Annotated in this window: 22 protein-coding genes; 13 read left to right on the top strand and 9 right to left on the bottom strand. The window is 64.6% G+C overall.

All coding sequences use genetic code 11. The features are described from left to right. Positions 1–12: 12 nt before the first annotated feature. From LB535_RS16265 to LB535_RS16255, 3 genes are all read left to right on the top strand, one after another. Positions 13–1407 (top strand): glutamine synthetase family protein, encoded by a 1395-nt coding sequence (locus tag LB535_RS16265; RefSeq protein ID WP_224632925.1) that lies wholly within the window; start codon positions 13–15, stop codon positions 1405–1407. Between the two features lie 224 nt (positions 1408–1631). After that, positions 1632–2360, top strand: coding sequence for an AzlC family ABC transporter permease (locus tag LB535_RS16260; protein ID WP_224632924.1), 729 nt, complete (start codon positions 1632–1634; stop codon positions 2358–2360). After that, complete coding sequence (locus LB535_RS16255; RefSeq protein ID WP_140806929.1) at positions 2357–2653, top strand: AzlD family protein; 297 nt, start codon at positions 2357–2359, stop codon at positions 2651–2653. Before LB535_RS16260 ends, LB535_RS16255 begins: the two co-directional genes overlap by 4 nt. Before the next feature lie 448 nt (positions 2654–3101). On the opposite strand, the gene LB535_RS16250 is transcribed toward LB535_RS16255, so the two are convergent. The 3 genes from LB535_RS16250 to LB535_RS16240 all read right to left on the bottom strand — a co-directional run bounded on the left by LB535_RS16250 (position 3102) and on the right by LB535_RS16240 (position 6580). Next, complete coding sequence (locus LB535_RS16250) at positions 3102–4946, bottom strand: aminopeptidase P family protein (protein WP_224632923.1); 1845 nt, start codon at positions 4944–4946, stop codon at positions 3102–3104. 97 nt (positions 4947–5043) lie between these two features. After that, positions 5044–5916 (bottom strand): 50S ribosomal protein L11 methyltransferase, encoded by an 873-nt coding sequence (locus LB535_RS16245; RefSeq protein WP_224632922.1) that lies wholly within the window; start codon positions 5914–5916, stop codon positions 5044–5046. Between the two features lie 79 nt (positions 5917–5995). Next, positions 5996–6580 carry an SCO family protein gene (locus LB535_RS16240; protein ID WP_224600803.1) on the bottom strand — a complete coding sequence of 195 codons (585 nt, stop codon included), beginning with the start codon at positions 6578–6580 and terminating at the stop codon, positions 5996–5998. A gap of 229 nt (positions 6581–6809) precedes the next feature. Here LB535_RS16240 and LB535_RS16235 point away from each other — a divergent pair, with 229 nt between their 5' ends. The 3 genes from LB535_RS16235 (at position 6810) to LB535_RS16225 (ending at position 8763) form a co-directional block, all read left to right on the top strand. Further along, complete coding sequence (locus tag LB535_RS16235) at positions 6810–7238, top strand: CreA family protein (protein ID WP_224549666.1); 429 nt, start codon at positions 6810–6812, stop codon at positions 7236–7238. 64 nt (positions 7239–7302) lie between these two features. Next, entirely contained in the window at positions 7303–7971 is a 669-nt protein-coding gene (locus LB535_RS16230; RefSeq protein WP_224632921.1) for a DapH/DapD/GlmU-related protein, read from the top strand. 297 nt (positions 7972–8268) lie between these two features. Further along, entirely contained in the window at positions 8269–8763 is a 495-nt protein-coding gene (locus LB535_RS16225) for a low affinity iron permease family protein (RefSeq protein ID WP_224522895.1), read from the top strand. An 8-nt stretch (positions 8764–8771) separates the two neighbouring features. Here LB535_RS16225 and LB535_RS16220 read toward each other — a convergent pair whose 3' ends face one another. Next, positions 8772–9638, bottom strand: coding sequence for an SDR family NAD(P)-dependent oxidoreductase (locus LB535_RS16220; protein ID WP_224626217.1), 867 nt, complete (start codon positions 9636–9638; stop codon positions 8772–8774). Positions 9639–9809: 171 nt separating this feature from the next. Here LB535_RS16220 and LB535_RS16215 point away from each other — a divergent pair, with 171 nt between their 5' ends. Next, the gene (locus tag LB535_RS16215) at positions 9810–10091 is read left to right on the top strand and encodes a hypothetical protein (protein WP_140626825.1); all 282 of its coding nucleotides are present in this window, start codon (positions 9810–9812) and stop codon (positions 10089–10091) included. Between the two features lie 3 nt (positions 10092–10094). On the opposite strand, the gene LB535_RS16210 is transcribed toward LB535_RS16215, so the two are convergent. Then, the gene (locus tag LB535_RS16210; RefSeq protein WP_140839754.1) at positions 10095–10670 is read right to left on the bottom strand and encodes a TMEM175 family protein; all 576 of its coding nucleotides are present in this window, start codon (positions 10668–10670) and stop codon (positions 10095–10097) included. A gap of 136 nt (positions 10671–10806) precedes the next feature. Here LB535_RS16210 and LB535_RS16205 point away from each other — a divergent pair, with 136 nt between their 5' ends. Beyond that, on the top strand, positions 10807–12015 hold the full coding sequence (locus LB535_RS16205) for an MFS transporter (RefSeq protein WP_224632920.1): 1209 nt from the start codon (positions 10807–10809) through the stop codon (positions 12013–12015). A gap of 32 nt (positions 12016–12047) precedes the next feature. Here LB535_RS16205 and LB535_RS16200 read toward each other — a convergent pair whose 3' ends face one another. The 3 genes from LB535_RS16200 to LB535_RS16190 form a co-directional block, all read right to left on the bottom strand. Further along, positions 12048–13520 carry an MATE family efflux transporter gene (locus LB535_RS16200; RefSeq protein ID WP_224632919.1) on the bottom strand — a complete coding sequence of 491 codons (1473 nt, stop codon included), beginning with the start codon at positions 13518–13520 and terminating at the stop codon, positions 12048–12050. 103 nt (positions 13521–13623) lie between these two features. Beyond that, complete coding sequence (locus LB535_RS16195) at positions 13624–15096, bottom strand: esterase-like activity of phytase family protein (RefSeq protein WP_224632918.1); 1473 nt, start codon at positions 15094–15096, stop codon at positions 13624–13626. 274 nt (positions 15097–15370) lie between these two features. Continuing rightward, complete coding sequence (locus LB535_RS16190; protein WP_224632917.1) at positions 15371–16396, bottom strand: LacI family DNA-binding transcriptional regulator; 1026 nt, start codon at positions 16394–16396, stop codon at positions 15371–15373. Positions 16397–16592: 196 nt separating this feature from the next. Between LB535_RS16190 and LB535_RS16185 the strand changes: the two genes are divergently transcribed. The 5 genes from LB535_RS16185 (at position 16593) to LB535_RS16165 (ending at position 21566) form a co-directional block, all read left to right on the top strand. Next, positions 16593–17624 carry a Gfo/Idh/MocA family protein gene (locus LB535_RS16185; RefSeq protein WP_224632916.1) on the top strand — a complete coding sequence of 344 codons (1032 nt, stop codon included), beginning with the start codon at positions 16593–16595 and terminating at the stop codon, positions 17622–17624. Continuing rightward, positions 17621–18529, top strand: coding sequence for a sugar phosphate isomerase/epimerase family protein (locus LB535_RS16180; protein ID WP_224632915.1), 909 nt, complete (start codon positions 17621–17623; stop codon positions 18527–18529). The genes LB535_RS16185 and LB535_RS16180 overlap by 4 nt, the downstream gene beginning before the upstream one ends. Before the next feature lie 106 nt (positions 18530–18635). Next, on the top strand, positions 18636–19643 hold the full coding sequence (locus LB535_RS16175) for a substrate-binding domain-containing protein (protein WP_224632914.1): 1008 nt from the start codon (positions 18636–18638) through the stop codon (positions 19641–19643). Positions 19644–19719: 76 nt separating this feature from the next. Further along, on the top strand, positions 19720–20511 hold the full coding sequence (locus LB535_RS16170) for an ATP-binding cassette domain-containing protein (RefSeq protein WP_224632913.1): 792 nt from the start codon (positions 19720–19722) through the stop codon (positions 20509–20511). Further along, on the top strand, positions 20508–21566 hold the full coding sequence (locus tag LB535_RS16165; RefSeq protein ID WP_318012306.1) for an ABC transporter permease: 1059 nt from the start codon (positions 20508–20510) through the stop codon (positions 21564–21566). Before LB535_RS16170 ends, LB535_RS16165 begins: the two co-directional genes overlap by 4 nt. A 9-nt stretch (positions 21567–21575) precedes the next feature. Here LB535_RS16165 and LB535_RS16160 read toward each other — a convergent pair whose 3' ends face one another. After that, positions 21576–24266 carry an ATP-dependent helicase gene (locus LB535_RS16160; RefSeq protein ID WP_224632911.1) on the bottom strand — a complete coding sequence of 897 codons (2691 nt, stop codon included), beginning with the start codon at positions 24264–24266 and terminating at the stop codon, positions 21576–21578. Between the last annotated feature and the right edge of the window lie 110 nt (positions 24267–24376).

Genomic DNA, 24376 nt, shown 5'->3' with positions numbered 1-24376 from the left:
TGGAGGTTGAACGTGGAATTTGAGGACAGGGTGGCGGCGTATGCGCCGAAGCTCGAGGCGCTGCAGGCCGAGCTTGCATCGCGCGGCGTCGAATTCGTCGAGGTGCATACGGTCGACACGTCGGGCGTCGTACGCTCCAAGATCGCGCCGCTGAAGCTCTCCACAGCCGGTGAGTCGATCAATGCCATCCTCTATTGCGTCACGCATGGCGACGGCCAGCCGATGGGCGACGTCGCCTTCGCCTCGCCGAGCGCCAATGAGGAGAACGGCTTTCCTAATATCAAGGGTATCATCGATCCGGACACAGTGGTGCAGCATGGCTGGAAGCCGAAATTCGCCTCCGCCATCACGCGCTCCTACATGCTGGACGGCTCGATCTGCCCGTATGATCCCCGCGGCGTTCTGGCGCGCGTCGAGGAGCGCGCGAGGGCGCTTGGCTATGAGCCGAAATTCGCGCTCGAATACGAGTTCGGCATTTTCCACGCCGACCATGATCTGATGCGCGCCGGCCGTTATCGCGAGCTGAAGCCATGGGGCCATTCGCTGATCAACTACGACCTCGTGCGCAGTGGCGAATACCAGGATTTCGCCGCCGAGTTCATTACGCGCATGAAGAGCATCGACATCGGCGTCGCCTCGCTGGTCACCGAATATGGCTACGGCATGTATGAATACGCGCTGACGCCGAAGAGCGCGTTGGCGGCGGCGGATGCCGCGATGCGCGCCAAGCTGCATCTGCGCGAGCTGTGCGCCGAGCGTGGCTTGGTGGCGACCTTCATGACGCGCTTCCAGCCGCCGGGCAAGGAAAGCGCCTGCGGCGCGCACCATCATGTCAGCCTGTGGCGGGACGGCAAGCCGGCCTTCGCGGCTGGACCGAACCGGCTGACGCCGGTCGGCGAGAAATTCCTCGCCGGCGTGCTCAACCGCATGCAGGAGACCCATATTTTCTTCCGGCCGACGGTCAACTCCTACCGCCGCTTCGATCGCGGCGCGTGGTCGCCGGAAGACGTCGCCTGGGGCTTCGAGAACCGCACCGCGCCGATCCGCGCCATCACCACGCCAAACGATGCCGCGTGCCGGTTCGAGCACCGGGCGCCTGGCGCCGACGTCAATCCCTATCTCTCGATCGCCGCGATCCTGGCGGCCGGCTGCGAAGGCATCGAGAAGGATTTACCGCTCGAGGCGTCGGTGACGAGCAACCTCGCCAATCTCGACAAGCCGAAGCTGCCGCGCACGCTGAATGCTTCTATTGAAGCCTTCGCCGCATCCGATTTCTGCGCCGAGGCGTTCGGCGAAGCGTTCCGCGACAACTACGCCGAAAGCCGCCGCGCCGAGCAGGCGGCCTTCGATGCCTGGCAGGCCTCGCACATCACGGACTTCGAGTGGCAGCGCTATTTCGTCAGCTGAGCTGCCTAAAGATTCCAACGTTTCGCAACCCGGCGATCAGTTCCGCTGATCGCTGGGTCAAGCGAATTGGTGTGACATTGGAGGCGACGCTCTCTAAATCAACCCGCTCTTAAAGCGCGTCGCGCTGAACGAATCCAGGCGACGCGCTTTAAGTCTTTTGTTGATGCATGTCGTTGTCCCAGAACCGCTGCGCACTTCTGGGCGACATGCACGAGGAGCGGCGCATGGCAGCGGAAGCAATCTCTGAAGGCAGAACGGGCGGCGATTTCTGGGACGGCGTGCGGCTTTCAATGCCGGTGGTCGTCGCCTCCGCGCCGTTCGCGATCCTGTTCGGCACGATCGCCGTCGACAATGGGTTTTCCGTCCTCGAAGCCTTCCTGATGAGCGCCATGATCTATGGCGGCGCCAGCCAGATGGTCGGCATCGAACTGTTCGGCCAGCATGTCGCGCCATGGCTGATTGTGCTGTCGATCTTCGCGGTGAACTTTCGCCACGTGCTCTATTCGGCCGGCATCGGCAGGCGCATCGCGCATTGGCCGGTGCTGCAGCAGGCGCTCGGCTATTTCATCCTGACGGATCCGCAATTCGCCATCGCCGAGGCGAGGGCGGAGTCCGGCCGTCCCGTCGGCTTCGTCTGGTATCTGGGGCTAGGCCTGCCGGTCTATGTGTTCTGGGTTATCGAAAGCGGATTGGGTGCGGTGTTCGGCAAGCTGATCCCCGACACGCATGCGCTGGGCATCGATTTCCTTTTGCCGATCTATTTCCTGGGCCTGGTGCTCGGCTTTCGCAAACGGCCGCTCTGGGCGCCCGTCGTCGCCGCCAGCGCCGTCGCCTCGATCATCGCCTACAGAACTGTCGGCTCGCCCTGGCATGTCTCGATCGGCGCGGTCGCCGGCATCGTCCTGGCGGCGATCCTGCCGCCGCATCACAGCGGCGTGGGCAAGCGGCCATGAGCACGACCTTCTGGATCATCCTGGCCGGCGCCGTCGCCACCTATCTGACCCGCGTCGGCGGCCACCTCGTCATCTCGCGCTTTGAGACCATCCATCCGCGCGTCGAAGCTGGGCTCAACGCCGTGCCGGCCGCGGTGCTGACGACCTTGGTGGCGCCCGAGCTGCTGCATGCCGGGCCCGCTGAGTGGGCGGCGCTGATCGTCACCGTGCTGGTGTCGCTGCGCGGCGGCCTGATGGCGATGTTTCTGGCTGGGGCCGCTGTCCTGATTCTGGCGAGGCAGTTCGTTGGATAGCTTTCCATCCTGAATGGCTGGCGCTGCCCCTCATTGTCCTGCCCGTCCTCCGCAGCAGCTTCGGAGGATGAACTGGGCATTTCTCGCTGTGGAGCGCTAGGGGATGCACACATTTCCCAAGCGGCTGGTCTTTGGACGATAGCGTGCATAGCAGCTTGGCGCATGCATTGTCTTACGCTGCGCTGGTCGACCTCCACTCCGTCTCGGCTTCGCCGAGCCACCTCTCCCCCGATCGACGGGGGAGAGGAAGGGCGCCGAGCTTTTTGCCGCCAACGCTCGTCCAGCAAGGCTCCCTTCCTTTCCCTCCGGAGGGGGGAAAGGTGGCGCTGCGAAGCAGCGACGGATTGGGGGAACCACGTGGCAATCAAGGCTTCGGCCTGATCAGTCGCGCCAGTCACAGAAGATGTGTGCATGGCGTAGCCGTCGAACCGGGAGACAGAAGCTCACCTCAAATCTTCGCATCGTGCGGCAGCGGTGCTGTCGCCTTCTCCAGCCAGGCCAGCGTTTCGCCGTCGACCATCGGGCCGATCTCGGCCAGCACCCGGGCATGATAGCGGTCGAGCCACTGCAATTCGTCCCGGTGCAACAGATCGGTGCGGATGAGCCGCTTGTCGATCGGCGCCAGCGTCAGCGTCTCGAAGCCGTGCATGGCGATGTCGCCGCCCTCGATCTGCTCCGCCGGCGTGACCAGGATCAGGTTCTCGATGCGGATGCCGTAGGCGCCTTCCTTGTAGTAGCCCGGTTCGTTGGACAGCATCATGCCGGCAAGCAGCTTTTCTGTGCCGGTGCGGGCGATGCGCTGCGGCCCTTCATGCACGGCGAGGTAGGAGCCGACACCGTGGCCGGTGCCGTGGGCGAAGTCGCAGCCATGCTTCCATAGCGCCACGCGGGCAACGGCGTCGATCTCCGAACCGCGCGTGCCGGCGGGGAAACGCAGCGTCGAGATGCCGATCATGCCCTTCAGCACGAGGGTGAAGCGCTCGCGCATCTCCTCGCTCGGCTGGCCGATCGGCACGGTGCGGGTGATGTCGGTCGTGCCGTCCTGATACTGGCCGCCGGAATCGAGCAGGAACAGCTCGCCGCTCTCAAGCTTGCGGCTGGTGGCGCGCGAGACGCGGTAGTGCATGATCGCGCCGTTCGGGCCGGCGCCGGAAATCGTGTCGAAGGAGACGTCGCGCAGCGGCATCTGCGTTTCCTCGCCGGTCTGCCGGCGCACCTCCTCAAGCTTGGTGACGACGGCGATTTCGTCCAGCGTGCCGGGCTTCTGGCGGTCGAGCCAGCACAGCAGCCTGGCGACCGCGGCGCCGTCGCGGCGATGCGCGGCGCGGCTGCCGGCGATCTCGGCCTGGTTCTTGGTCGCGCGGGGGATACGCGCCGGGTCGGCCGCCAAGACGACCGTGCCGCCATTGTCCTCGATCAGCATGCGGAGCTTCTCCGCCGCCAGCACCGGATCGAGCGCGATCTTGGCGCCGTCCTTGGCTAGCGCGACGATGGCGGCTTCGAACTCGCCCGGATCATGCGGATCGGCAAGCTGGGTGAGATAGGCTGCGACCTGGCGCGGGAATTTACGCTGGTCCATGAACAACTGATGCTTGCTATCGGCGGCGAGGATGGCGAAGCCGAGCGCCAGCGGCGTATGCGGCACGTCGCCGCCACGGATGTTGAAGGCCCAGGCTATCGAGGACGGATCGGTCAGCACCGCATGGGTGGCGCCGTCCTTTTCGATCGCGCCCGCCAGCCGCTTGAGCTTGTCCTTGGCGAGCTCGCCGGCAAGATTCTGCGGATGGATCTCGACAGGCGCGCGCGGCGGGTCCGGCTGATCCGTCCAGATGATGTCGATGGGATTCCTGTCGAGCGGCACCAATGTCGCGCCGGATTGCTCGGCCGATGCCTTCAGCGCCTTGATCTCGCCGATCGTGTGCAGCCAGGGGTCGAAGCCGAGCCTTGCGCCCTTGCCGAGATTGTCCTTGATCCAGCTGGCCGGCGGATTGTCGACAAGGCTTTCGACGGTGAAGATCGACAGGTCCACCTCGCCCCGCACCTGCAGCGTGTAGCGGCCGTCGACGAAGATGAATGCGCGGTCGCGCAGCACGATCGCGACGCCGGCCGAACCGGAAAAGCCGGTCAGCCACTTCAGCCGCGCCGAGCGGTCGGCGACATATTCGCCCTGGTGCTCGTCCGCGCGGGGAACAAGGAAGCCATCCAAACCATTCTCAGCCAGCCATTGCCGCAGCTGCGCCACACGCGGCTTACCGACGGCAGGATCACCAGCGGAATCAAAGGTCTGGAACATTTTTGGCCTCTCTTCGATGCTGTTGCGAGCGTAGCGCATGACCCCGGAAATCGGAATCGATTTCGGCAGGGCCAGATCGGCTGGATGCAACCCGGCCTCAGCGCTTGAGGTGGATGGTCACCCAGCCCTCGCGATGCAAGGTGCGCACGTGGCGGAAGGCTTGGCCGACATAGGCCGAGATCACCGCGTCGCGCTGCCGGTCGAGGATGCCGGAGAGCACCAGCGAGCCGCCGAGACTGATGTGCTTGGCCATTTCGGGCGCGAGCCGCATCAGCGGCCGGGCCAGGATGTTGGCGACGATGAGGTCGAAAGGTGCGCGCCTGGCGAAGATCGGATGATGGAAGCCGGGCGCCGTCACCGTCTCGACCAGCGCCTTGACGTGATTGAGGCGGGCATTGGCGGCGGCGACGCGGACGGCGACCGGATCGATGTCGGTCGCCAGCACCGGGATATGCGCGAGCTTGGCCAGCGCGATGGCGAGCACGGCGCTGCCGGTGCCGAGGTCGAGCGCGTTGCGCGGCCGCTCGCGCAGCACCACCTGCTCCAGCACTTCGAGGCAGCCGGCGGTGGTGCCGTGGTGCCCGGTGCCGAAGGCAAGGCCCGCCTCGATCTCGATGGCGAGGTCGCCACTGCGACGCTTGGCCCGGTCATGCGAGCCGTGGACGAAGAAGCGTCCGGCGCGGACCGGCTTCAAGCCTTTCAGCGAGCGCGACACCCAGTCGACGTCGGGAAGGACCTCGCGCTCGATCGCCTTCGGCAGGCCGAGACCGGCGAGGACATCCCTGACCCGCGCCTCGATGGGATCGATGTCGCCATCGGCATAGAGCGACACTTCATGGATATCTTTTTCCTCGTCGAGCTCCAGCACGGCGATCGGCAGGCCGTCATCCTCGAACGCTGCGTCCAGCGCCGCGAAGATGCGGTCGGCTTCAATCTTGTTGGCGGTAAGATGGAGTCTGGTTTGCCCCATCAGAAAGATTCTTGTTTGAACATGATCTTTTCCGAAAACCGGTTCCTACTTTTTGCGGTCGCTGACCTTCGGTTCGGGATCAGGTTTGCCCACCCGCAGCCAGCCGCTTCAGCTTGGCTATCGCGGTGTCGGCGCTCTCCCCATAGGCGATGGTGCCGGCGAAATCGCCATTGGCGTTGAGCAGCAGCACCGAGGCCGTGTGGTCCATCGTGTAGTCGCCGTCGCCAGTGTCGACCTTCTTCCAATAGATACCGAAGGCCTTGGCCATGGCATGCACCTTGTCCGGCTCGCCGGTGATGCCGGTGATCCGGTCGGAGAAGTTGCTGACATAGGTGTTCATCGTCTCCGGCGTGTCGCGTTCCGGATCGACGGTGACGAAATAGGCGCTGAGGTCCTTGCCGCTGTCGCCCATCGTCTTCAGCCAGCCGGCGAGCTCAAACAGTGTCGTCGGGCAGACTTCAGGGCAATGGGTGAAGCCGAAGAACACGACGCTGGGGTGTCCCCTGAAGGCGGCTTCGGTGATCGGCGCGCCTTTGTGGTCGACCAGCGTGAAGGGCGCGCCGAAGGGCTCGCCGCCATAGTGGCCCCGGTACCAGTCGAATGTCAGCCAGCCGATGCCCGCCGCCATCAGGACGAGAATGCCGACCAGGATTGAGCGCATCATCAGTGAATGTCCGTTGCTTTGGCTGGAAGCCAGTTCGGCGACAGTCTTAGCGGGTCGGCGCCGGGCGCGCAAAGATGTCGCGTTGCCGCAAGCCGCCGGGCGGGCCGATCGGCTTGCAAACGCCACGATCCTGTCCCACCTGACGTCGGCAAACTGAACCGAGGAGGTTTCCTTGCGAAAACTGATCGGCTTGTTCGCCGCCTGTCTTGCCCTGAGCGCCGGCGCGGCCATGGCTGACGAAGTGGGTAAAGTGGGTGTCGACTGGGTCGGCAACGACATCATGGTCGATGCGATCAAGGACCCGAAGGTCGACGGCGTCACCTGCCATGTCGCCTATTTCGACCGCAGCATCATCGACCGGCTGCATAAGGGCAACTGGTTCGAGGATCCTTCCGATTCGTCGATCTCCTGCCGCCAGACCGGGCCGATCACCATCGGCGACATCGACATGGGCGAGGGCGGCGAGGAGGTGTTCAAGCAGGGCCTCAGCCTGATCTGGAAAAAGCAGGTGGTGAACCGCATCTACGACAAGAAGAACGAGACGCTGATCTATCTGTCGCATTCGCGCCAGGTGCAGAACGGCTCGGCGAAGATGTCGGTCACGACCGTGCCGCTTTACGGCCAGAACGTGGTGTGGGCCAAGGGCAAGCCGCAATAGGCGATAGGCTTGGCGGGGGCAGGCCGCGCTTGCAGGGCCGTCCCCGCCGGCGTAAAGCCCCCTCATGGACCGTCCTGAAACCCTCGTCCTCAAGGATCCCGAGCCGCGCATCCATCCGACCGCGGAGCTGAAGGCATGCAAGCTTGGCCGCTATGCCTCGATCGGCGAGCGGGTGATCCTGCGCGAGGTGAGCGTCGGCGACTTTTCCTATTTCGAACGCCATTGCGAGGCGATTTACACGACGATCGGCAAGTTCTGCTCGATCGCCGCGAACAGCCGCATCAACGCGCTCGAGCATCCGATCGAGCGGCTGACACAGCACAAGGTCAGCTACCGGCCGAACGAGTATTTTCGCTGGCTGGGCGTCGACACGGCTTTTCGCGCGCGACGGCAAGCGAAATCGGTCAGCATCGGCCATGATGTCTGGATCGGACACGGCGCGGTGATCATGCCGGGTGTCGCGATCGGCAACGGCGCGGTCATCGGCGCCAATGCGGTGGTGACACATGACGTCGCGCCCTACACGATCGTCGCAGGCGTTCCGGCAAAGCCGCTGCGCCGGCGGTTCTCCGCCACCGTCGCTGCGCGCATCGAAGCCCTCGCCTGGTGGGACTGGCCGCCCGAGAAACTGGCGAGCGCAATCCCCGACATGCAGGCCATGCCGATCGAAGCCTTTCTCGATCGCTGGGAAGAAACGCTCATCGACACGGGCAGAACGCAGTCGGACACATGACCGGCGCTGACTGACCGGTGCCTTCCACTCTCGGAACTAAATGCCCCTTCCGCCATGCGGGGGTGGCGCAGCGGAAGGGGCTGGAGGTAAACCGCCGTGAAGCGGAAGGAACAGGCTTTCGGCCTGCACCGGCACTATTGCAAATAAACGGATAAGGTGTTTTTTCGCGAAACTGCGCTTTCTGCGTGTAGCCGATTGCGTACACGTGTCGGCACAAAATTCGATCCCGCGGAACCGGAGCGGGCGGCAGCTTGTTTCTTCGCAAATGCCAGCACATCCACGGTTCGAGGGACTTGCATGATCGAGAAGGTTTTTACGCGGATAGCCAACCAGGTGGCACATCTGGCGGGGCTGCCGCCCACCTTCGCCATCTGTGTGGCGATCGTGGTTGTATGGGCGTTGAGTGGACCGCTCTTCGGGTTCTCGGACACCTGGCAATTGGTCATCAACACCGGCACCACCATCATCACCTTTCTGATGGTGTTCCTGATCCAGAACACGCAAAATCGCGATGGCGCGGCGATCCAGGCCAAGCTGGACGAACTGATCAGGGTCAGCCGCGCCCATAACCATTTCATCGGAATCGAACACCTGACTGAGTCAGAAGTGGAGGAGATCCGCTCGAAATGCGAGGCGGCGGCAAAACGGCATGACAGCGAGATCGCCGAAAAGGCGGCCAAGAAGGCCGTCGCCGGAAAGAACGGTACCAGGCATGCGCCGAAGACCGCCGGCGCGGCCACAAAGAAGACCGCGGCCGGGAAGAACGCATCCAAGAAGAAAGCCGCGGCTTGACAGGGCCGTCAGCGGTTCATGAAGGCCGCGAAGGCATCCTTGTGATCGGGATGCCAGCGCGACAGGGCAGGGCGGTTCTCGATGATGTCTCCCATCGCCCAGGCCATTCGCTTTTCGTCGATCGGCCGCGTCACTTCGTTGTCCGGGCAGAGTATGTAGAAGTCGTCCTCCATCAGCGATGTCAGCATGAAGTCGATCACCTGTTCGCCGGTCCAGGCGCCGGCGGGCTTTTCCGTCGCGCCTTCGGTCAGGCCGGTATAGGTGAAGCCCGGGATCAGCAGATGCGCCGACACCTTGGCTCCCGGCTCGTTGCGCAGCGCATGCGCCAGTCCTTCGGTAAAGGTCTTCACGCCGGCCTTGGAGACGTTGTAGGCGAGATTGCCGGGCGGCGTGGTGATGCCCTGCTTGGACCCGGTGTTGATGATCAGGCCCGGCTTTCCGGCGGCGAGCATGCGCGGCGCGAAGGCTTCGACGCCATGCACGACGCCCCAGAAATTGATGTCCAGCAGCCGCTTCCAGGCGTCGCGGTTCTCCCACGGCTTGCCCGGATTGTTGCCGACGCCGGCATTGTTCATCAGCACCGACACCGCACCGAAGGCACCGTAAGCGAGCTCCGCGAGCCGGTCGACCTCTTCCGCCCTGGAGACATCGGTCGGGATTGGGAGGACGGCATCCTCGCCGCCGATCGCGGCGACCGCCTGCTTCGCTTGGTCGAGGCGCATGCCGCCGATGTCGGCAAGCACCACCTTCATGCCCATTGCCACGAACCGTTTTGCGGCGGCAAGGCCGATGCCGCTGGCGCCGCCGGTGATGACGGCGACATTGCCGGAGGCGAAGGCGGGCAGGGCGGTCTGGATCTGGGCGTCGCTGGTCATGAGTTCCATCCTTGTTCGGGTCGGGCCGAACTTAACGCCAGGCGCCGCCGAGGCAAGGCCGGTTCGTCCGGTGATTACGGCGAAAGCCGCAACGGGTTGACGGCGAAAGCCGCAACGGGTTGACCATCGCAGCGCACGCCGCGCATGTTGTCCCAAAAAGGAGTTCGGCATTTGACCGACTGGATCGGAATCCTGAAGGAGCAAACCGTCAACGGCGACCAGATGAGCCGCGAGGTGCCGAAGATGCTCGCCAATCCCGACATCAGCGAGACGCAGGTGAAGACGCTGTTTGCGGCGCTGGAGAAGCAGGCGGATTTCGCCGAGAAGCTAAGGCTGGCGCTGGAGAAATTCGGCCATGACTTTCCGATCATCAAGGCGGCCGAGAGGCTGGAGGAGCGCTATGCCGACCTTGCCGCCTCGGCGGCGGAAAAGCTGAAAACCATGCGGAAGTAAGCGTTATTTCTCGACCAACCGTTCGAAGCGCTTGTCCGGCACAAACCAGATGGTCGCTACAAGCACATAGATCGCCACGCTTATCCACTGGTTGAGGAAGCTGAGCAGGACTGCGGCGATATAGAGCGCCAGCGAGATCTTGCCTTTGTTGTCACGGCCGACGGCCTTGGCGAAAGTCGTGTCGGCGCCGTGCAGATGGCGCAGCTTGAGGACCAGGATGGTGTAGGCGACGGCGCAAAGCGCGAGGTCGATGCCATAGACGGCGACCGGTACGGGCGCGAAGTGGTTCTCTCCCATGAACGCGGTGGTCACCGGCATCAGCGACAGCCAGAACAAAAGGTTCAGGTTGGCCCACAGCACGCGTCCATCGACCCGCTGCACGGTGTGGAACATGTTGTGCAGGTTGTTCCAGTAGATGCCGACATTGATGAAGGACAGCACATAGCAGAAGAAGACCGGCCACAGCGGCAGAAGCGCTGAGAAATCTTCGCCATGCGGCACTTTCAGCTCCAGCACCATGATGGTGATGATGATGGCGACGACACCATCGGTGAATGCCTCGACCCGTCCCTTGCCCATGGTTCCTCCTCGTCGCCGACAAAAGCTACGCGAGGATTTCGCACAAGACCATCCTGTCAGGATTGTCAGGAGGACATTCGGTGGCTGGAACAGCGCCATTATATAGGCGTTGGGCTTGCAACCCCCGGAGGTTGCCATGACCAGCTACGCTCAAACCATGACGCGTGACAATGAGCTTGGCGGCGGCGCCGCAATGGCCGTCGTCGCCGCCATGATCGCCGCGCTTTTTGCTGGCAGCACAGCGCTGACGCCGCTTTACGTGATCTACAAGCAGGCCTTCGGCTTCTCGCAGGTCACGCTGACGCTGGTTTACGCCGTCTATGTGGTCGGCAATCTGGCGGCGTTGCTGTTTTTCGGCCGCCTGTCGGATGTCGTCGGCCGCCGCCCCGCCGCGCTAGCGGCGATGGGCGTTGCCGTGGTCAGCGCGTTGTTTTTCCTCTTCGCCGAAAACCTCGCCTGGCTCGACATCGCCCGTATTCTCAGCGGGCTCGGCATCGGTGTCGGCGCGGGGGCGGGCACCGCCTGGCTGGCCGAGCTGATCGAAGGCAAGGACAAGTCGCGCGCCGCCGTCATCGCCACCAGCACCAACTTTGTCGGTCTCGGGGCCGGCGCACTCATGTCGGGGCTGCTCGCCCAATATGCGCCCTGGCCGCTCAGGCTGACATTCGCCGTCTATCTCGTCCTGCTTGCGCTGGTGACCCTGCTGATCTGGCGCACGCGGGAAACCGTCTCCAGGCCCGGACGGTTTTCCGAGGTCTCGCTGCGGCCGCGGCTTTCGGTTCCGGACGATATCCGCGCGCAGTTCGTGGCGCCGGCGGTGACCGGCTTCGGCGCCATGGCGCTGGTCGGCTTCTACGCGGCGCTGGCGCCGAGTATCCTGGCGCAGCAGGTGCATGTGACCAATCATGCCGAGGCTGGCGGGCTTTTCTTCGAGCTGTCGATTGTGGCGGCCATCACCATCGTCGCCACCACATGGCTCTCCAGCCGCTCCACCATGCTTGCCGCGCTGGTGCTGATGATCCCGACCGTGGCGCTGATCGTGGCGGCGCAGGTCTATGCCTCGATGGTCCTGATGATCGTTGCGACGGCGCTCTGCGGCGCGGCGGCGGCGCTCGGCTATCGCGGCGGCCTGCAAGTGGTGAATCAGATCGCGCCCGCCGACCGCCGCGCCGAGGTGGTCTCGGCCTTCTTCATCTGTTGCTTCTGCGGCAACGCGCTGCCGGTGATCGGCATCGGCATCCTGTCGAGCCTGGCGAACGCAACCATCGCAAGCCTGGCCTTTGCCGGTATGATCGTCGTCTTCTCGCTGGTGGCGCTTGGCTTCGGCGCCAAATACGCGCGGTAGCGGATTTTCACGTTTTCCTGTCGTCGCGGATTTTAGCCGTTCGGCGTCTCCGGCAGGAGCTGCGCGCGCTGGCGCGGCACGCCGAGGCCCGTGTCGGGCGGCTCGCCCGCCGCCGGCCGGTCCTCGATCATGTGCATCGTGCGCCAGCGGCCGAAGCGGTAATAGGCGGCGGCGAGCGCCAGCGAGGCGATCGAACCTGCCGGAAAGCTCCACCACAGCGCCTCCTGGCCGATGACGCTGCGCATGGAATAGGCAAAGCCGGTGCGAATGATCAACACCGAGATGATCAGGATGATCAGCGGCGGCATGACAGCGCCGGTGGCGCGCACCGTGGCGAACAGCACGATCGTGACGCCGAACAGGATGAACGACCAGGATGCCACCTTGTTTATGTGGGCGGCGATGTCGATCGCGGCGCTGTCAGTGCTGAGAAAGAGACTGAGCACCGCGCGGTCGAAGATGAAAAGCAGCGCCACCAGCGCGCCGGTCAGCACCAGGTTGAAGCCGACGCCCGACGCCGCGACCCTGCCGATGCGGTCCCAGCGCCCGGCGCCGACATTCTGCGCCGCCATCGAGGAGACGGCGGCGCCGATCGCCAGAGCCGGCATCTGGATGTAGGTCCAGAGCTGCGCGGCGATGCCGTAAGCGGCGGCTACCTGGGAGCCGTAGGAATTGACGATGCCCATCACGGTCAACGCCGCCGCCGAGATGACGATCATCTGCAGCCCCATCGGGATGCCCTTGGAGACGACGATGCGCAGCAATTTCGGGTCGGGCCGCAGCAGCGCGAGATCGCTGCCCGCCAGCCGCAGCGGATGTTTGCGCACATAAAGCACAATCAGGATGGCGATCACGCCCACCGTCTGGCCAACAAGCGTCGACATTGCCGAGCCGGCAATGCCGAGCTCGGGAAAGGGGCCGATGCCGCGGATCAGCAGCGGATTGAGCACGACGTCGAGCACGACCGCCAGCGCCATGAAGACGAACGGGGTTCGCGAGTCGCCGGCGCCGCGCAGCACGGTCATGACGAAGGATAAAAGGTTCATCATCGGCACGGCGACGAAGATGATGCGCAAATAGGCGCGCGCCAAAGGCAAGGCATCGGCCGGCGTGCCGAGCCCGGTCAGGATGGCGTCGACCCAGATCCAGCCGCAGACGGCGAACACGACCGAGACCAGAAAGAAGAAGGTGGCGCTGGTCCCGACGATGCGCTTCGCCTCGGGCAGGTCGTGGGCGCCGACCGATTGCGCTACCAGGATGGTTGCCGCCATGCCGATGCCGAAGACGGTGCCGAGGATGAGGAACAGCACCAGATTGGCGTTGGAGGTCGCCGTCAGCGCCGCCTCGCCGAGGAAGCGGCCGACCCAGACCGCGTTGATCGAGCCGTTGAGCGACTGCAACACGTTGGAGCCCAGCACCGGCAGGGCGAACAAAAGCAGCGTGCGCGGAATGGGACCGCTGGTCAGGTCGCCGGTCCGCCGGCGGGCGGGCTTCTTGTCATCCATGACAGCACCGAAAATGAATCAGGCCCGCGATGCTATCGCAGGCCCGATGCTCATGCATCCCTTCAGAAAAGGGTCGGCTGCCGCGGCAGCCGACCGCATCCCATTACTGAGTGGTGTTTCCAGAAAGGCCGGGCAGGGTGACCTGATAGACCAGGAAGGTGGTGTCGACATCGGCGCCGTCCTCGGCTTTGTACGTAGCGCCGACCTGGAAGCCGTCCTGGGTGAGAAAGTCGTTGTCGTTGGCGACGAACAGGAAATAGTCGTCGGGCAGCTTCGGATCGAGCACCGGCGCCAGCGACATAGCCTCCCACTTCTCCGAGAGGTTGTCCTTGTCGTTCGGCGCGCCATTGTGCAGGCCGAAACGGCCGAGCTCGCCCTTGTCGTTGATGTCGATGAACGAGGTGAGCTTGGCCGGCGTCACCGACGCATCGAGCATGCCCTTCGGCGCGACCGGCTTGTCGGCGGCGTCGAACGGTCCGTTGGCGATATCGGTGGCGGCGGAGAGGTCGACGATCTCGATCTTGCGATAGAGCGACTCGTCGCCCTTGACGCCCTGGCCGTTGCCTGAGTCGCGCGCCAGCATCAGAAAGCTCTTGTCGGAGAGTGCGACGATCTCGCTCTGAGCGGCCACCTTGGTCTTGCCCTTGGCATCCTTGAATACCGGCAGCGGCACGACATATTCATGCGCCAGCTTGAGATGGGCGAGATCGGAAGCGTCGTAAACCAGCGCGCGGGTGTTCTGGCGGGTCGAGCCGGAATCGCCGCCGTCCTGGCGGGGCGCCGACTGCAGCACGGCGATCAGGAACCTGCCGTCCGGCGTCATCGACATGCCTTCGAGGCCCTGGTTGTTCTGGCGGCCGGTTTCGGGATCCTTCGGATCGGGCTCGGCAGCGCCCGGGCCCGGGTTGTCGGACGCGAAGTTCGGCTTGCCGTGGCGCATCGGCACCAGAGCCGCGGGCGGTTGGGTCGCCGACATCAGACGGCCTTCGGCCGAGAAGCGGTAGATGTTGGGACCATATTCGTCGGAGATGAACATCGTGCCGTCCGGCAGCCGCACGATCGCTTCGTCATCGAGCGCCAGCTTGCCATTGGCCCCAGGCAGCATCGGCATGTCGCCGGCGGCGGCGCGCACGCCGTTCAACGGATCGAGGCCGGTGGCGTCGGCGCCCTTGTCGTCGGTCAGAAGCATCGTGTCGGCGAGCGTCGCTTTGACGCCCGACTGTTCCTGTCCGGCAGCGGGCGCTGCGCCAGGAGCGGTCGGGGCCAGCTCGATCGAGATGGTGTTGAGGCGCGGGCGATAATCTGTGGTTCCGACGACATTGTAGCCGCGGTCCGGCAGCAACCAGAGCGAACCCCTGTAGGTGGCCCCTTCACGCGTCCAGGATTTGGTATCGATCGCCATGCCGGAACCTGAACCGAAGGTCTCGCCGAACTTGTCCTTCTGGTTGGCCGGGATGCGGCCGATGCCGACGAGCCCCTTGTTGACGTAAGCGACGCCGTCGGCGAGCGCCGGGGTCAGGGAAGTGAACAAGGCGAGTGCCGCGCCGAGCGCGACGGTCCGGTTGAAATGTTTCATCGATATCCCCTTCTTGACGAGCAGAGCGGCCTGGAAGGAACGCGCATCGGCGATGCGGCGAGCCGGTTCCCGTCGAGCGGTCTAGGACGTGAACGTGATGGTTGCGTGACAGTTTCCTTCTCCCCTTGTGGGAGAAGGTGGATCGGCGCGTAGCGCCGAGACGGATGAGGGGTGCTCCAGCGGAGTGAGACGCCGGCTTTCCCTGGAACACCCCTCATCCGACCGAGCTTCGCTCGGCCACCTTCTCCCACAGGGGGAGAAGGGAAAGGGGTGCTCAATCGCTCTCTCTTGCGATCAGCTCCAGCGGCCAGACTTCGCGGATGATGCGTGTGCCCTCAGGGCCGGCGAATGCGGGAAGCGAAGCGAGCAGCAGCTCGGCCAGCCGCCGGCCCATGGGCTCCAGCGACGGACGGAAGGCGGTCAGCGTCGGCGAGAAGTAGCGGCAGAGCGGCGTGTCGACGATGACGATCACGGCCATGTCGTGGCCCGGCTTGATACCCATCTCGGCCAGCGCCTTGCAGCCGCCGAGCGCCATCGCGTCATTGTTGAAGATGATCGCCGTCGGCGGGTTTCTGGAGCGCATTACTTGCGGCGTCACCTGGTAGCCGCCGGTCTCGTTGATGAAGCCGTCGGCGATCAGGTCGGGGTCGACCTCGATACCGTGCCGCTTCAGTGCCTTGCGGTAGCCGTCGAGGAACAGGTAGCCGAAGTTGAGATCAAGCGAAGGGCGGATAGCGGCAATGCGGCGGTGGCCGCGCGCGACCAGCCGGTCGACGGCTTCATCACCCGCCCTCTCGAAATCGATATCGAGTGAAGGATACGTGTCGCCGCCGGACTGACTTCGGCCAAGCGTGGCGAAGGGAAAGCCGGCCTTGCTGAGATAATCGATCCGATCGTCTTCCCTTCGCGTATTGGCCAACACGACCGCGTCGGCCCGGCGCGTCTCGACCACGCGGCGCAACCGCTCCTGCTGATATTGGCCCGGCTCACCCATGACGACCATCAGATCCAGGTCATGCTCGGCGAGCCGCGCCTGCAGGCCCGTTAGGAACGGGATGAAGAACGGCTCGCCATATTGCTGGTCGCCGGGATGCGGCTGCAGCATGAAGGCGATCGAGCGGGTGGCGCCTTGCCTGAGACTGCGGCCTGACTGATTGGGCGAATAGTTCAGCTTCCTGGCTGCTTCGAGCACGCGCTGGCGTGTGTCGGCATTGACGTCGGCACGGCCGTTCAGCGCGCGCGACACGGTGCCGATCGAGATGTTCAGGTGACGCGCGAGATCGTGGATGCTTGACGCCAAGGACGGATTCTCCCCCTGCCTTGGCTAGCACCGGCTGCCGCTCAGGCCAAGGCTTCGGGACGATTTTTGCAAGCAGCCGGTTGACATTCTACGCCATCGGGTGTGTTCTCGTAAACGTTTACGGAAAAACGTTTACGGCGACGCCGTGGACGCCGTGACGTCCGGTCTGGAGGGACCGGCGGAGGAGGAGCGCTGGATGATGAGGGTCGTCCTGGCCGGGTGCGGAGCGATGAGCAAGCACTGGCTCGATGCCGTGAAGCAGATCGACGGGCTCGCCATTGTCGGCCTCGTCGACCTCGATGCCGAGCGGGCTCAGGCGAGGGCGCGCGAATACGCGCTGTCCAACGCCGTCATCGGCACCAACCTCGACGCCGTCCTCGACCAGACCAAGCCCGATGCCGTGTTCGACGTCGTGGTTCCCGCCGCCCGTCGCGAGGTCGCGCTTTCGGCCTTCGCCCACAACTGCCATCTGCTCACCGAGAAGCCGCTGGCCGACAGCCCCGAAAATGCGCGCGCCATCGTCGAGGCAGCGCGCAAGGCGAGGCGCATCCATGCAGTCGTCCAGAACCGCCGCTATGTCGCCAATGTCAGGCGCATCAGGCGCTTCCTGGATTCCGGCGTCGTCGGCAAGCCGACCAGCATCCATGCGGACTTTTTCGTTGCGCCGCATTTCGGCGGTTTTCGCGAGGAGATGGCCCATGTGCTCTTGCTCGACATGGCGATCCACACGTTCGATGCCGCGCGTTACATGGTCGCCGGCGAGCCGGCCAGTGTCTATTGCCAGGAATGGGAACCCGTGAATTCCTGGTACAGGCAGGGGTCGTCGGCCAGCGCCGTCTTCGACCTCGGCGGCGGCAAGGTCTTCACCTATGCCGGCTCCTGGTGCGCCGACGGTTTCCGCACGAGTTGGGAGGGAAGCTGGCGTATCGTCGCCGAGCGCGGCAGCCTCTTGTGGGACGGCCATGACGGGCTGAAGGCGGAGGTGATTGCGTCCGGCCGCGACGGGATCATCGACAAGACCCAGCCCATCGAAGTGCCGCCGCTCGATCCCGCCGACCGCGTCGACGGCCATCTCGGCATCATCCGGGATTTCATGCACGCGATCGAGACCGGCGCCGAGCCGGAGACGCGCGGCGCCGACAACATCAAAAGCCTGGCCATGGTCTTCGGCGCCATCGAGAGCGCGGAGAGCGGGCGGCGCGTGACAATCGCCAAGGAAGCACAATGATGGCAAACCCGCTTCTCGATATCAGGATCGGCACCATGGTGCGGGCCAATCTCGACGATCCGGCGGCCTATATCAGACAGATCCTGCCGCTCGGCTTCGAGAGCATCCAGCCCTTCTTCTGGCAGACGCTGGGCGGCAAGGACCTGAAGCGCCTGGCGGGCGAGATCCGCGAGGCGATCGGCGATGCCGATGTGACCGTGTCCTCGATCGGGGTGTTCGGCAACCCGCTCGAGAATGGAGAGGTCGATCGCGGTGTGCTGGCGGCCTGGGAGACGGTGATCGACAATGCGCATCTGTTCGGCGCGTCGACGGTGAGCGGCTTCACCGGCCGCATCCGCGGCAGACCGCTGACCGACAGCCTGCCGCGCTTCCGCGAGGTGTGGGGCCCGCTGGCCAGGCGTGCCGCCGACAAGGGCGTGCGCATCGCTTTCGAGAATTGCGCCATGGACGGCAACTGGGCGAGCGGCGACTGGAACATCGCGCATAACCCGGACGCCTGGGAGCTGATGTTCAACGAATTGCCAAATGACAATCTCGGGCTGGAATGGGAACCCTGCCATCAGCTGGTCTACCTGATCGATCCGATCCCGCAGATCCGCAAATGGGCGCCGCGCATCTTCCATGTCCACGGCAAGGACGCGACGGTGCGCTGGGACGTCATCCGCGAGCATGGCGTGTTCGGCCGACTGCCTTTCGTGCAGATGCGCACGCCGGGCTTCGGCGACAGCGACTGGACGCGGGTGATCAGCGAGTTGCGGCTGGCCGGCTACAAGGGCGCCATCGACATCGAGGGCTGGCACGACCCGGTCTATCGCGGCGACCTCGAGATTACCGGACAGGCGCGTGCGCTCGACCATCTGAAGCAATGCCGGGGAGGGAACAGCTACGTGCCCAATCCGGCCTGAGGCCAGATTCGATGTGAGGATTGGCCGGCGGGAGGAGCCGGCCGACCGAGGATGCAGATCAATTCGAAACCCTCCATCGGGAGGGGGCTAAAAGGGAGGAACGTGCATGACGACCAGAAGGACTGTTCTGCGCTCGACCGTCGTGGCGGCTGCCACGGCGCTCTGCGCCTCGATCTCTGCCTTGCCGGCGCACGCGCTCGACGCGCAATGGTGCAAGGACGTACACATCCGCTTCTTCGTCGGCGGCGCCGAGGGCGACGCCTTCGGCACCATCGTCTATAATGGCGCCAAGCAGGCGGCGGCCGATCTCGGGCCGAAGGTCGACTACATCTTCTCGCAGTGGGACGTCGAGAAGATGGTGCAGCAATTGCGCGAGGCGGTCGCGGTCAAGCCGCAGGGCATCGCCATGATGGGCCATCCGGGCGACGCGGCGATCATGCCTTTGGCCGAGCAGGCGCACAAGGACGGCATCAAGATGATGTACCAGAACGTTCCGGTGCCGAAGGTGGTGGCGGCGTTCGGCGGCGGCTATGTCGGCGCGCAGCAGGAGCAGCAAGGCCGCGCGCTCGGCGCCGAGGCGTTCAAGCTCGGCAAGCTCAAGGCGGGCGACAAGGCGATCATGATCGGCCCGTTCGAGAACGAGAATCGCGGCGCGCGCGAGCGCGGCACGGTGGCGGCCCTGAAAGAAGCCGGCGTCGAGGTGATCCAGTTGTCCTCACCGCCGAGCGGCGAATGGGCGTCGGATCCCAACCTCGCCATTCCGGTGATCACCGCGGCGCTGCTCAACCACCCCGACGTCAAGGCGGTCGGCTACCCCGGCGGCCAGATGCTCGGCAATGTCGCCACCTATATGCAGGCGGCGGGCCGCAAGCCCGGCGACATCTTCAACTTCGGCTTCGACACCAGTCCGCAGATCGTCGAAGGCTTCAAGGGCGGCTGGGTGCAGCTGACGGCCGACCAGCAGCCGTTCCTGCAGGGCTATCTGCCGGTTCTCAGCCTCTGCCAGCAGGTGGTGCTGGGGCTGGCGCCGATAAATGTCGACACCGGCGCCGGCTTCGTCACGCCGCAGAACTACGAGATCGTCTCCGAGCTAGCCAAGCAGGCATTGCGTTGACCTCCCAAGCCGCCGGCCGGGATTATTGCCCGGCCGGCGAGATGACCGGCAGACAGACAATTCCAGCGAGGATCGCATGGGCGAACGCATCATCGAACTGCGCGACATCAAGAAATCCTACGGCCAGGTCTATGCGCTGGGCGGGGTCAACCTCAGCGTCGACCGCGGCGAGGTGGTCGGCCTGATTGGTGACAACGGCGCCGGCAAGTCGACGCTGATCAAGATCCTGTCCGGCGTGGTCAAGCCGACCAGCGGCGAGATCCTGGTGCGCGACAAGCCGGTCACCGGGTGGAGCGCGGCGCGCTCGCGCGACGCTGGCATCGAGACGGTGTTCCAGGACCGCGCGCTGGCCGTGCAGCAGACCATCGTGCGCAACATCTTCATGGGCCGCGAGCTGACCGGCTTCATGGGTTGGCTGAAGGTCAACAAGGAGATCGAGGAAGCGAGCCGGCTGATGCGCGAGATCGGCTTCACCTCGAAAGTGTTCACGCCGCATTCGATCGTCGGCCAGCTTTCGGGCGGCGAGCGTCAGGGCGTCGCGATCGCGCGCGCCATCTACAAGCAGGCGGAGCTGATCATCCTCGACGAGCCGACGACGGCGCTGTCGCTGACCGAGACCGCCAAGGTCTTTCACTTCGTGCGCCAGGTGCGGGCGAGCGGCCGCTCGATCCTGTTCATCGGCCACAACATCCACCATGTCTTCGATATCGCCGACCGCTTCGTCGTGCTCGACCGCGGCAAGGTGGCGCTGACGGCCGACCGCACCGAAGTCAAGTCGGCAGAAGACCTCATCAACTTCATGGAAGACGTAGCACACCCCGGCGGGTTGCCGGGACTGCACGAGAACGCGGAGCAGGGAGCGCAATGAGTAACGCGATGGAACCCGATCTGCAAACTCCTCTAGGAAGAACAGGCGGCCAGGTAGCCAAGAAGCCAGCCAAGGAATGGAGCCATCCGTCCAACCACTGGCTGCGCGGCTTCGTCATCGACAATCGCGCATCGCTGGGCACACTTGCCGTGTTCATCGTCATGATGGCGGTGTTCATCATCGCCAACCCGACCGTCTTCACCACATGGTATCTCTACAGTTCGGTGCTGACGACGCTTCCCGTCGCGCTGTTCGTGGTGGTGCCGCTGGTCTTCGTCGTCACCTGCGGAGAGATAGACCTGTCGTTCCCGGCGACGATGGGCTTCGCCTCCTGGGTCTTCGCGCTGGTCGTGCAGGCCGGCTACGATCCGTTCCTCGGCATCACGGCGGCGCTCGTCACCGGCACGCTGCTCGGCTTCCTGGTCGGCTCGCTGGTCGTCTATGGCGGGCTGTCGTCGCTGATCGCCACGCTCGGCATGAACTTCCTGCTGCGCGGGCTGATCCAGATCATCAACGAAGGCAGGTCGACGGCGCTGACCGGCCTTGCCGACAGCTCGGCCTACAAGATCTTCTCCAGCCAGGTCTGGGGCATCCCGGTGCAGGTCTTCTGGGCGATCGCCTTCGTCGTCTTCTCGGCGCTGCTCTACAACCGCCACCGCTTCGGCGCGCAGGTGAAAGTGGTCGGCGACAATCCCGACAGCGCGAGGCAGATGGGTATCGACGTCAAATGGGTTCGGGTGAAAGTGTTCGTCTTCGTCGGCATCGGCGCGGCGATCGCCGGCACCTTCTCGGTGATGATCAATTTCACCTGGTGGCCGACGGCGGGCGACGGCTATCTGCTGCCGGTGCTGGCCTCGGTGTTCGTCGGCGGCACGCCGACCTGGGGCGGCATCGGCACGGTGGTCGGCGGCGCGATCGGCGCGGTCACGGTGTCGTTCATCCAGACCGGCGTGGTCGCGGCGGGCCTCAGCGGCTTCTACGTGCAGTTCTTCAACGGGCTGATCATCATCCTGTCGCTGCTCGGCCATAAGTGGAACCAGGCAAGGTACAGGTGAGGAGGCCGGTCACACCGGCGCGACAAACCCGTCCAGCACGCGTTTCTGGCCGGCCTTGTCGAAATCGATGGTGAGCTTGTTGCCGTCGATGGCCGCGATGTTGCCGTTGCCGAATTTCTGGTGGAAGACGCGGTCGCCGACATTGAAGGCGGATGGCGTGTCGGCGACGGATTTGGCGACCAGCTCGCCCTCGATGGTGCGGCCCTTCACGCTGGTGCGGCCGGCGCCGTAGCCTGAATCAGTCTCGCCATAGCCGATGCGCTCGACTTGATGGCCGGAGCGGGTGCCCCAGTTGCGGTCGGTCGCCTCGGTGCGGTTGGCCTGCGCGCGTTGCCAGCCGGGCGTGGCATAGGTGTTGGAGAAGCTGCCCTGGTCCTTGGCGCCGATATTGTCGAAGCGCGAGGCGCCGTAGGGGTTCTGTCGTCCGCCGCCGCGCCCGGAAGCGAACGAGCCGCCGCCATAGGGATTGCCGTAGCCGCCGTAGCTGTTGCCGCTGTCGGCGATATCGATATGGGTTTCGGGCAATTCGTCGACGAAGCGCGACGGGATCGTCGATTGCCACAGGCCGTGAATCTGGCGGTTGGAAACGAACCAGATATGCAGGTTCTTCTTGGCGCGCGTCAGGCCGACATAGGCGAGCCGGCGCTCTTCCTCGAGGCCGGAGCGTCCGCCTTCGTCCAGCGCGCGCTGGTGCGGGAACAGGCCTTCCTCCCAGCCGGGCAGGAAGACGGTCTCGAATTCGAGGCCCTTGGCAGAATGCAGCGTCATGATCGAGACCGCATCTTGCGACTCGCCCTGCTCGGCCTCCATCACCAGCGCGACATGCTCGAGGAAGGAACGCAGCGATTCATACTCCTCCATGGAGCGGATCAGCTCCTTGAGGTTTTCCAGCCGCCCGGGCGAATCCGCCGAACGGTCGTTCTTCCACATGTCGGTGTAGCCGCTTTCCTCCAGGATGGTCTCGGCAAGCTCGGTATGCGGGGTGGTTTCTAGCGCCTTCTGCCAGCGCTCGAAATTGGCTGCGACCTCGCGCAGCGCCGCGCGCGGCTTCGGCTTCAGCTCGTCGCTTTCGGCGAGCGTTGCGGCGGCCTCCAGCATGGGGACGCGCATGGCGCGGGCCGTGTCGTGAATCTGGCGGATGGTGGCTTCGCCCAGCCCGCGCTTCGGCACGTTGACGATGCGTTCGAAGGCAAGGTCGTCGCCGCCATTGGCGACGACGCGGAAAAAGGCCAATGCATCGCGGATTTCCAAGCGCTCGTAGAAGCGCGGGCCGCCGATGACGCGGTAGTTCAGGCCGAGCGTGATGAAACGGTCTTCGAAGGCGCGCATCTGGAAGGAGGCGCGCACCAGGATCGCCATGTCGTTGAGGTTATGCTTTTGCCGCTGATAGGCCTCGATGGCGTCGCCGATGGCGCGGGCCTCTTCCTCCGAGTCCCAGGCGGCGTGGACGTGAACCTTGTCGTCCTCGGGGTCGTCGCGGTCGGTGAACAGCGTCTTGCCGAAGCGGCCCTCATTGTGAGCGATGAGGTGGGAGGCGGCACCCAATATATGCGCGGTGGAACGGTAGTTGCGCTCCAGCCGGATGATGGTGGCGCCCGGAAAATCCTTGTCGAAGCGCAGGATGTTGTCGACCTCGGCGCCGCGCCAGCCGTAGATCGACTGGTCGTCGTCGCCGACGCAGCAGATGTTTACGGGGGACTTGCTTCGGCCCTCGGAGGGAGAGCGCCCAATCTCCCCCCTTGAAGGGGAGATGTCGGCGGAGCCGACAGAGGGGGGTGGTGCCCCACCGGCCTGTCGGCGCGAGGCGCCCCCCTCTGTCCTGCCGGACATCTCCCCCTCGAGGGGGGAGATCGGCTTGCCTTCCGGCCTCTGCGCCAGGAGCCGCAGCCACATGTATTGCGCGGTGTTGGTGTCCTGATACTCGTCGACGAGGATGTATTTGAACTTGCGGTGGTAGTCCTTCAGCACGTCCGGATAGGCGCGGAAGATGCGGATCGGGTGATAGAGCAGGTCGCCGAAGTCGCAGGAATTCAGCGTCTGCAACCGTTCCTGGTAGGCCTTGTAGAGTTGGCGGCCCTTGCCGTTGCCGAAGCTGCGCGCATCGCCTTCCGCTATTTCGTCCGGGCCAAGGCCCTTGTTCTTCCAGTTGTCGAGCATCTGGGCGAAGGTCTTGGCCGGCCAGCGCTTGTCGTCCAGCCCTTCGGCCTGGATCAGTTGCTTGATCAGCCGCACCACGTCGTCGGTGTCGAGAATGGTGAAATCCGATTTCAGCCCGGCCAGCTCGGCGTGGCGCCGAAGCAGCTTCACGCCGATCGAGTGGAAGGTGCCGAGCCAGGGCATGCCCTCAACCTGTTCGTGAATCAACAGGCCGATGCGCTGCTTCATCTCGCGCGCGGCCTTGTTGGTGAAAGTCACGGCCAGGATTTCTGAAGGCCAGGCCTTTCCGGTTTTGAGGATGTGGGCAATGCGCGTGGTGAGCACCCGCGTCTTGCCTGTGCCTGCGCCGGCCAGCACCAGAACCGGGCCTTCGGTGGTCTCGACGGCGAGGCGCTGCTCCGGGTTCAGGCCCTTGAGATAATCGGGCGCGCTGTTCTGCCCGCTGCGGGCGGCCATGGCGCGCGCGGCTATGCCGGATGGGGCCGCAGCGGGCCGCGCATTCGGTTCATCGAAAAAAGGCATCTCTTCGGAAAAGCCCGACATCGCTCCCGAATGTAGTGATTCGGCAGCGAAAGACCAGAACTGTCTACGTTTTGTTCTAGTTTCGCGTGTCTGGCCGCAACTTGACAGCCGGAGCGGGTGAGGGAAAGCTG

Origin of the sequence: Mesorhizobium sp. CA10 (assembly GCF_020165285.1) — a bacterium.
Taxonomy (GTDB): Bacteria; Pseudomonadota; Alphaproteobacteria; order Rhizobiales; family Rhizobiaceae; genus Mesorhizobium.
This window is presented reverse-complemented; position numbering and strand designations above follow the sequence as displayed.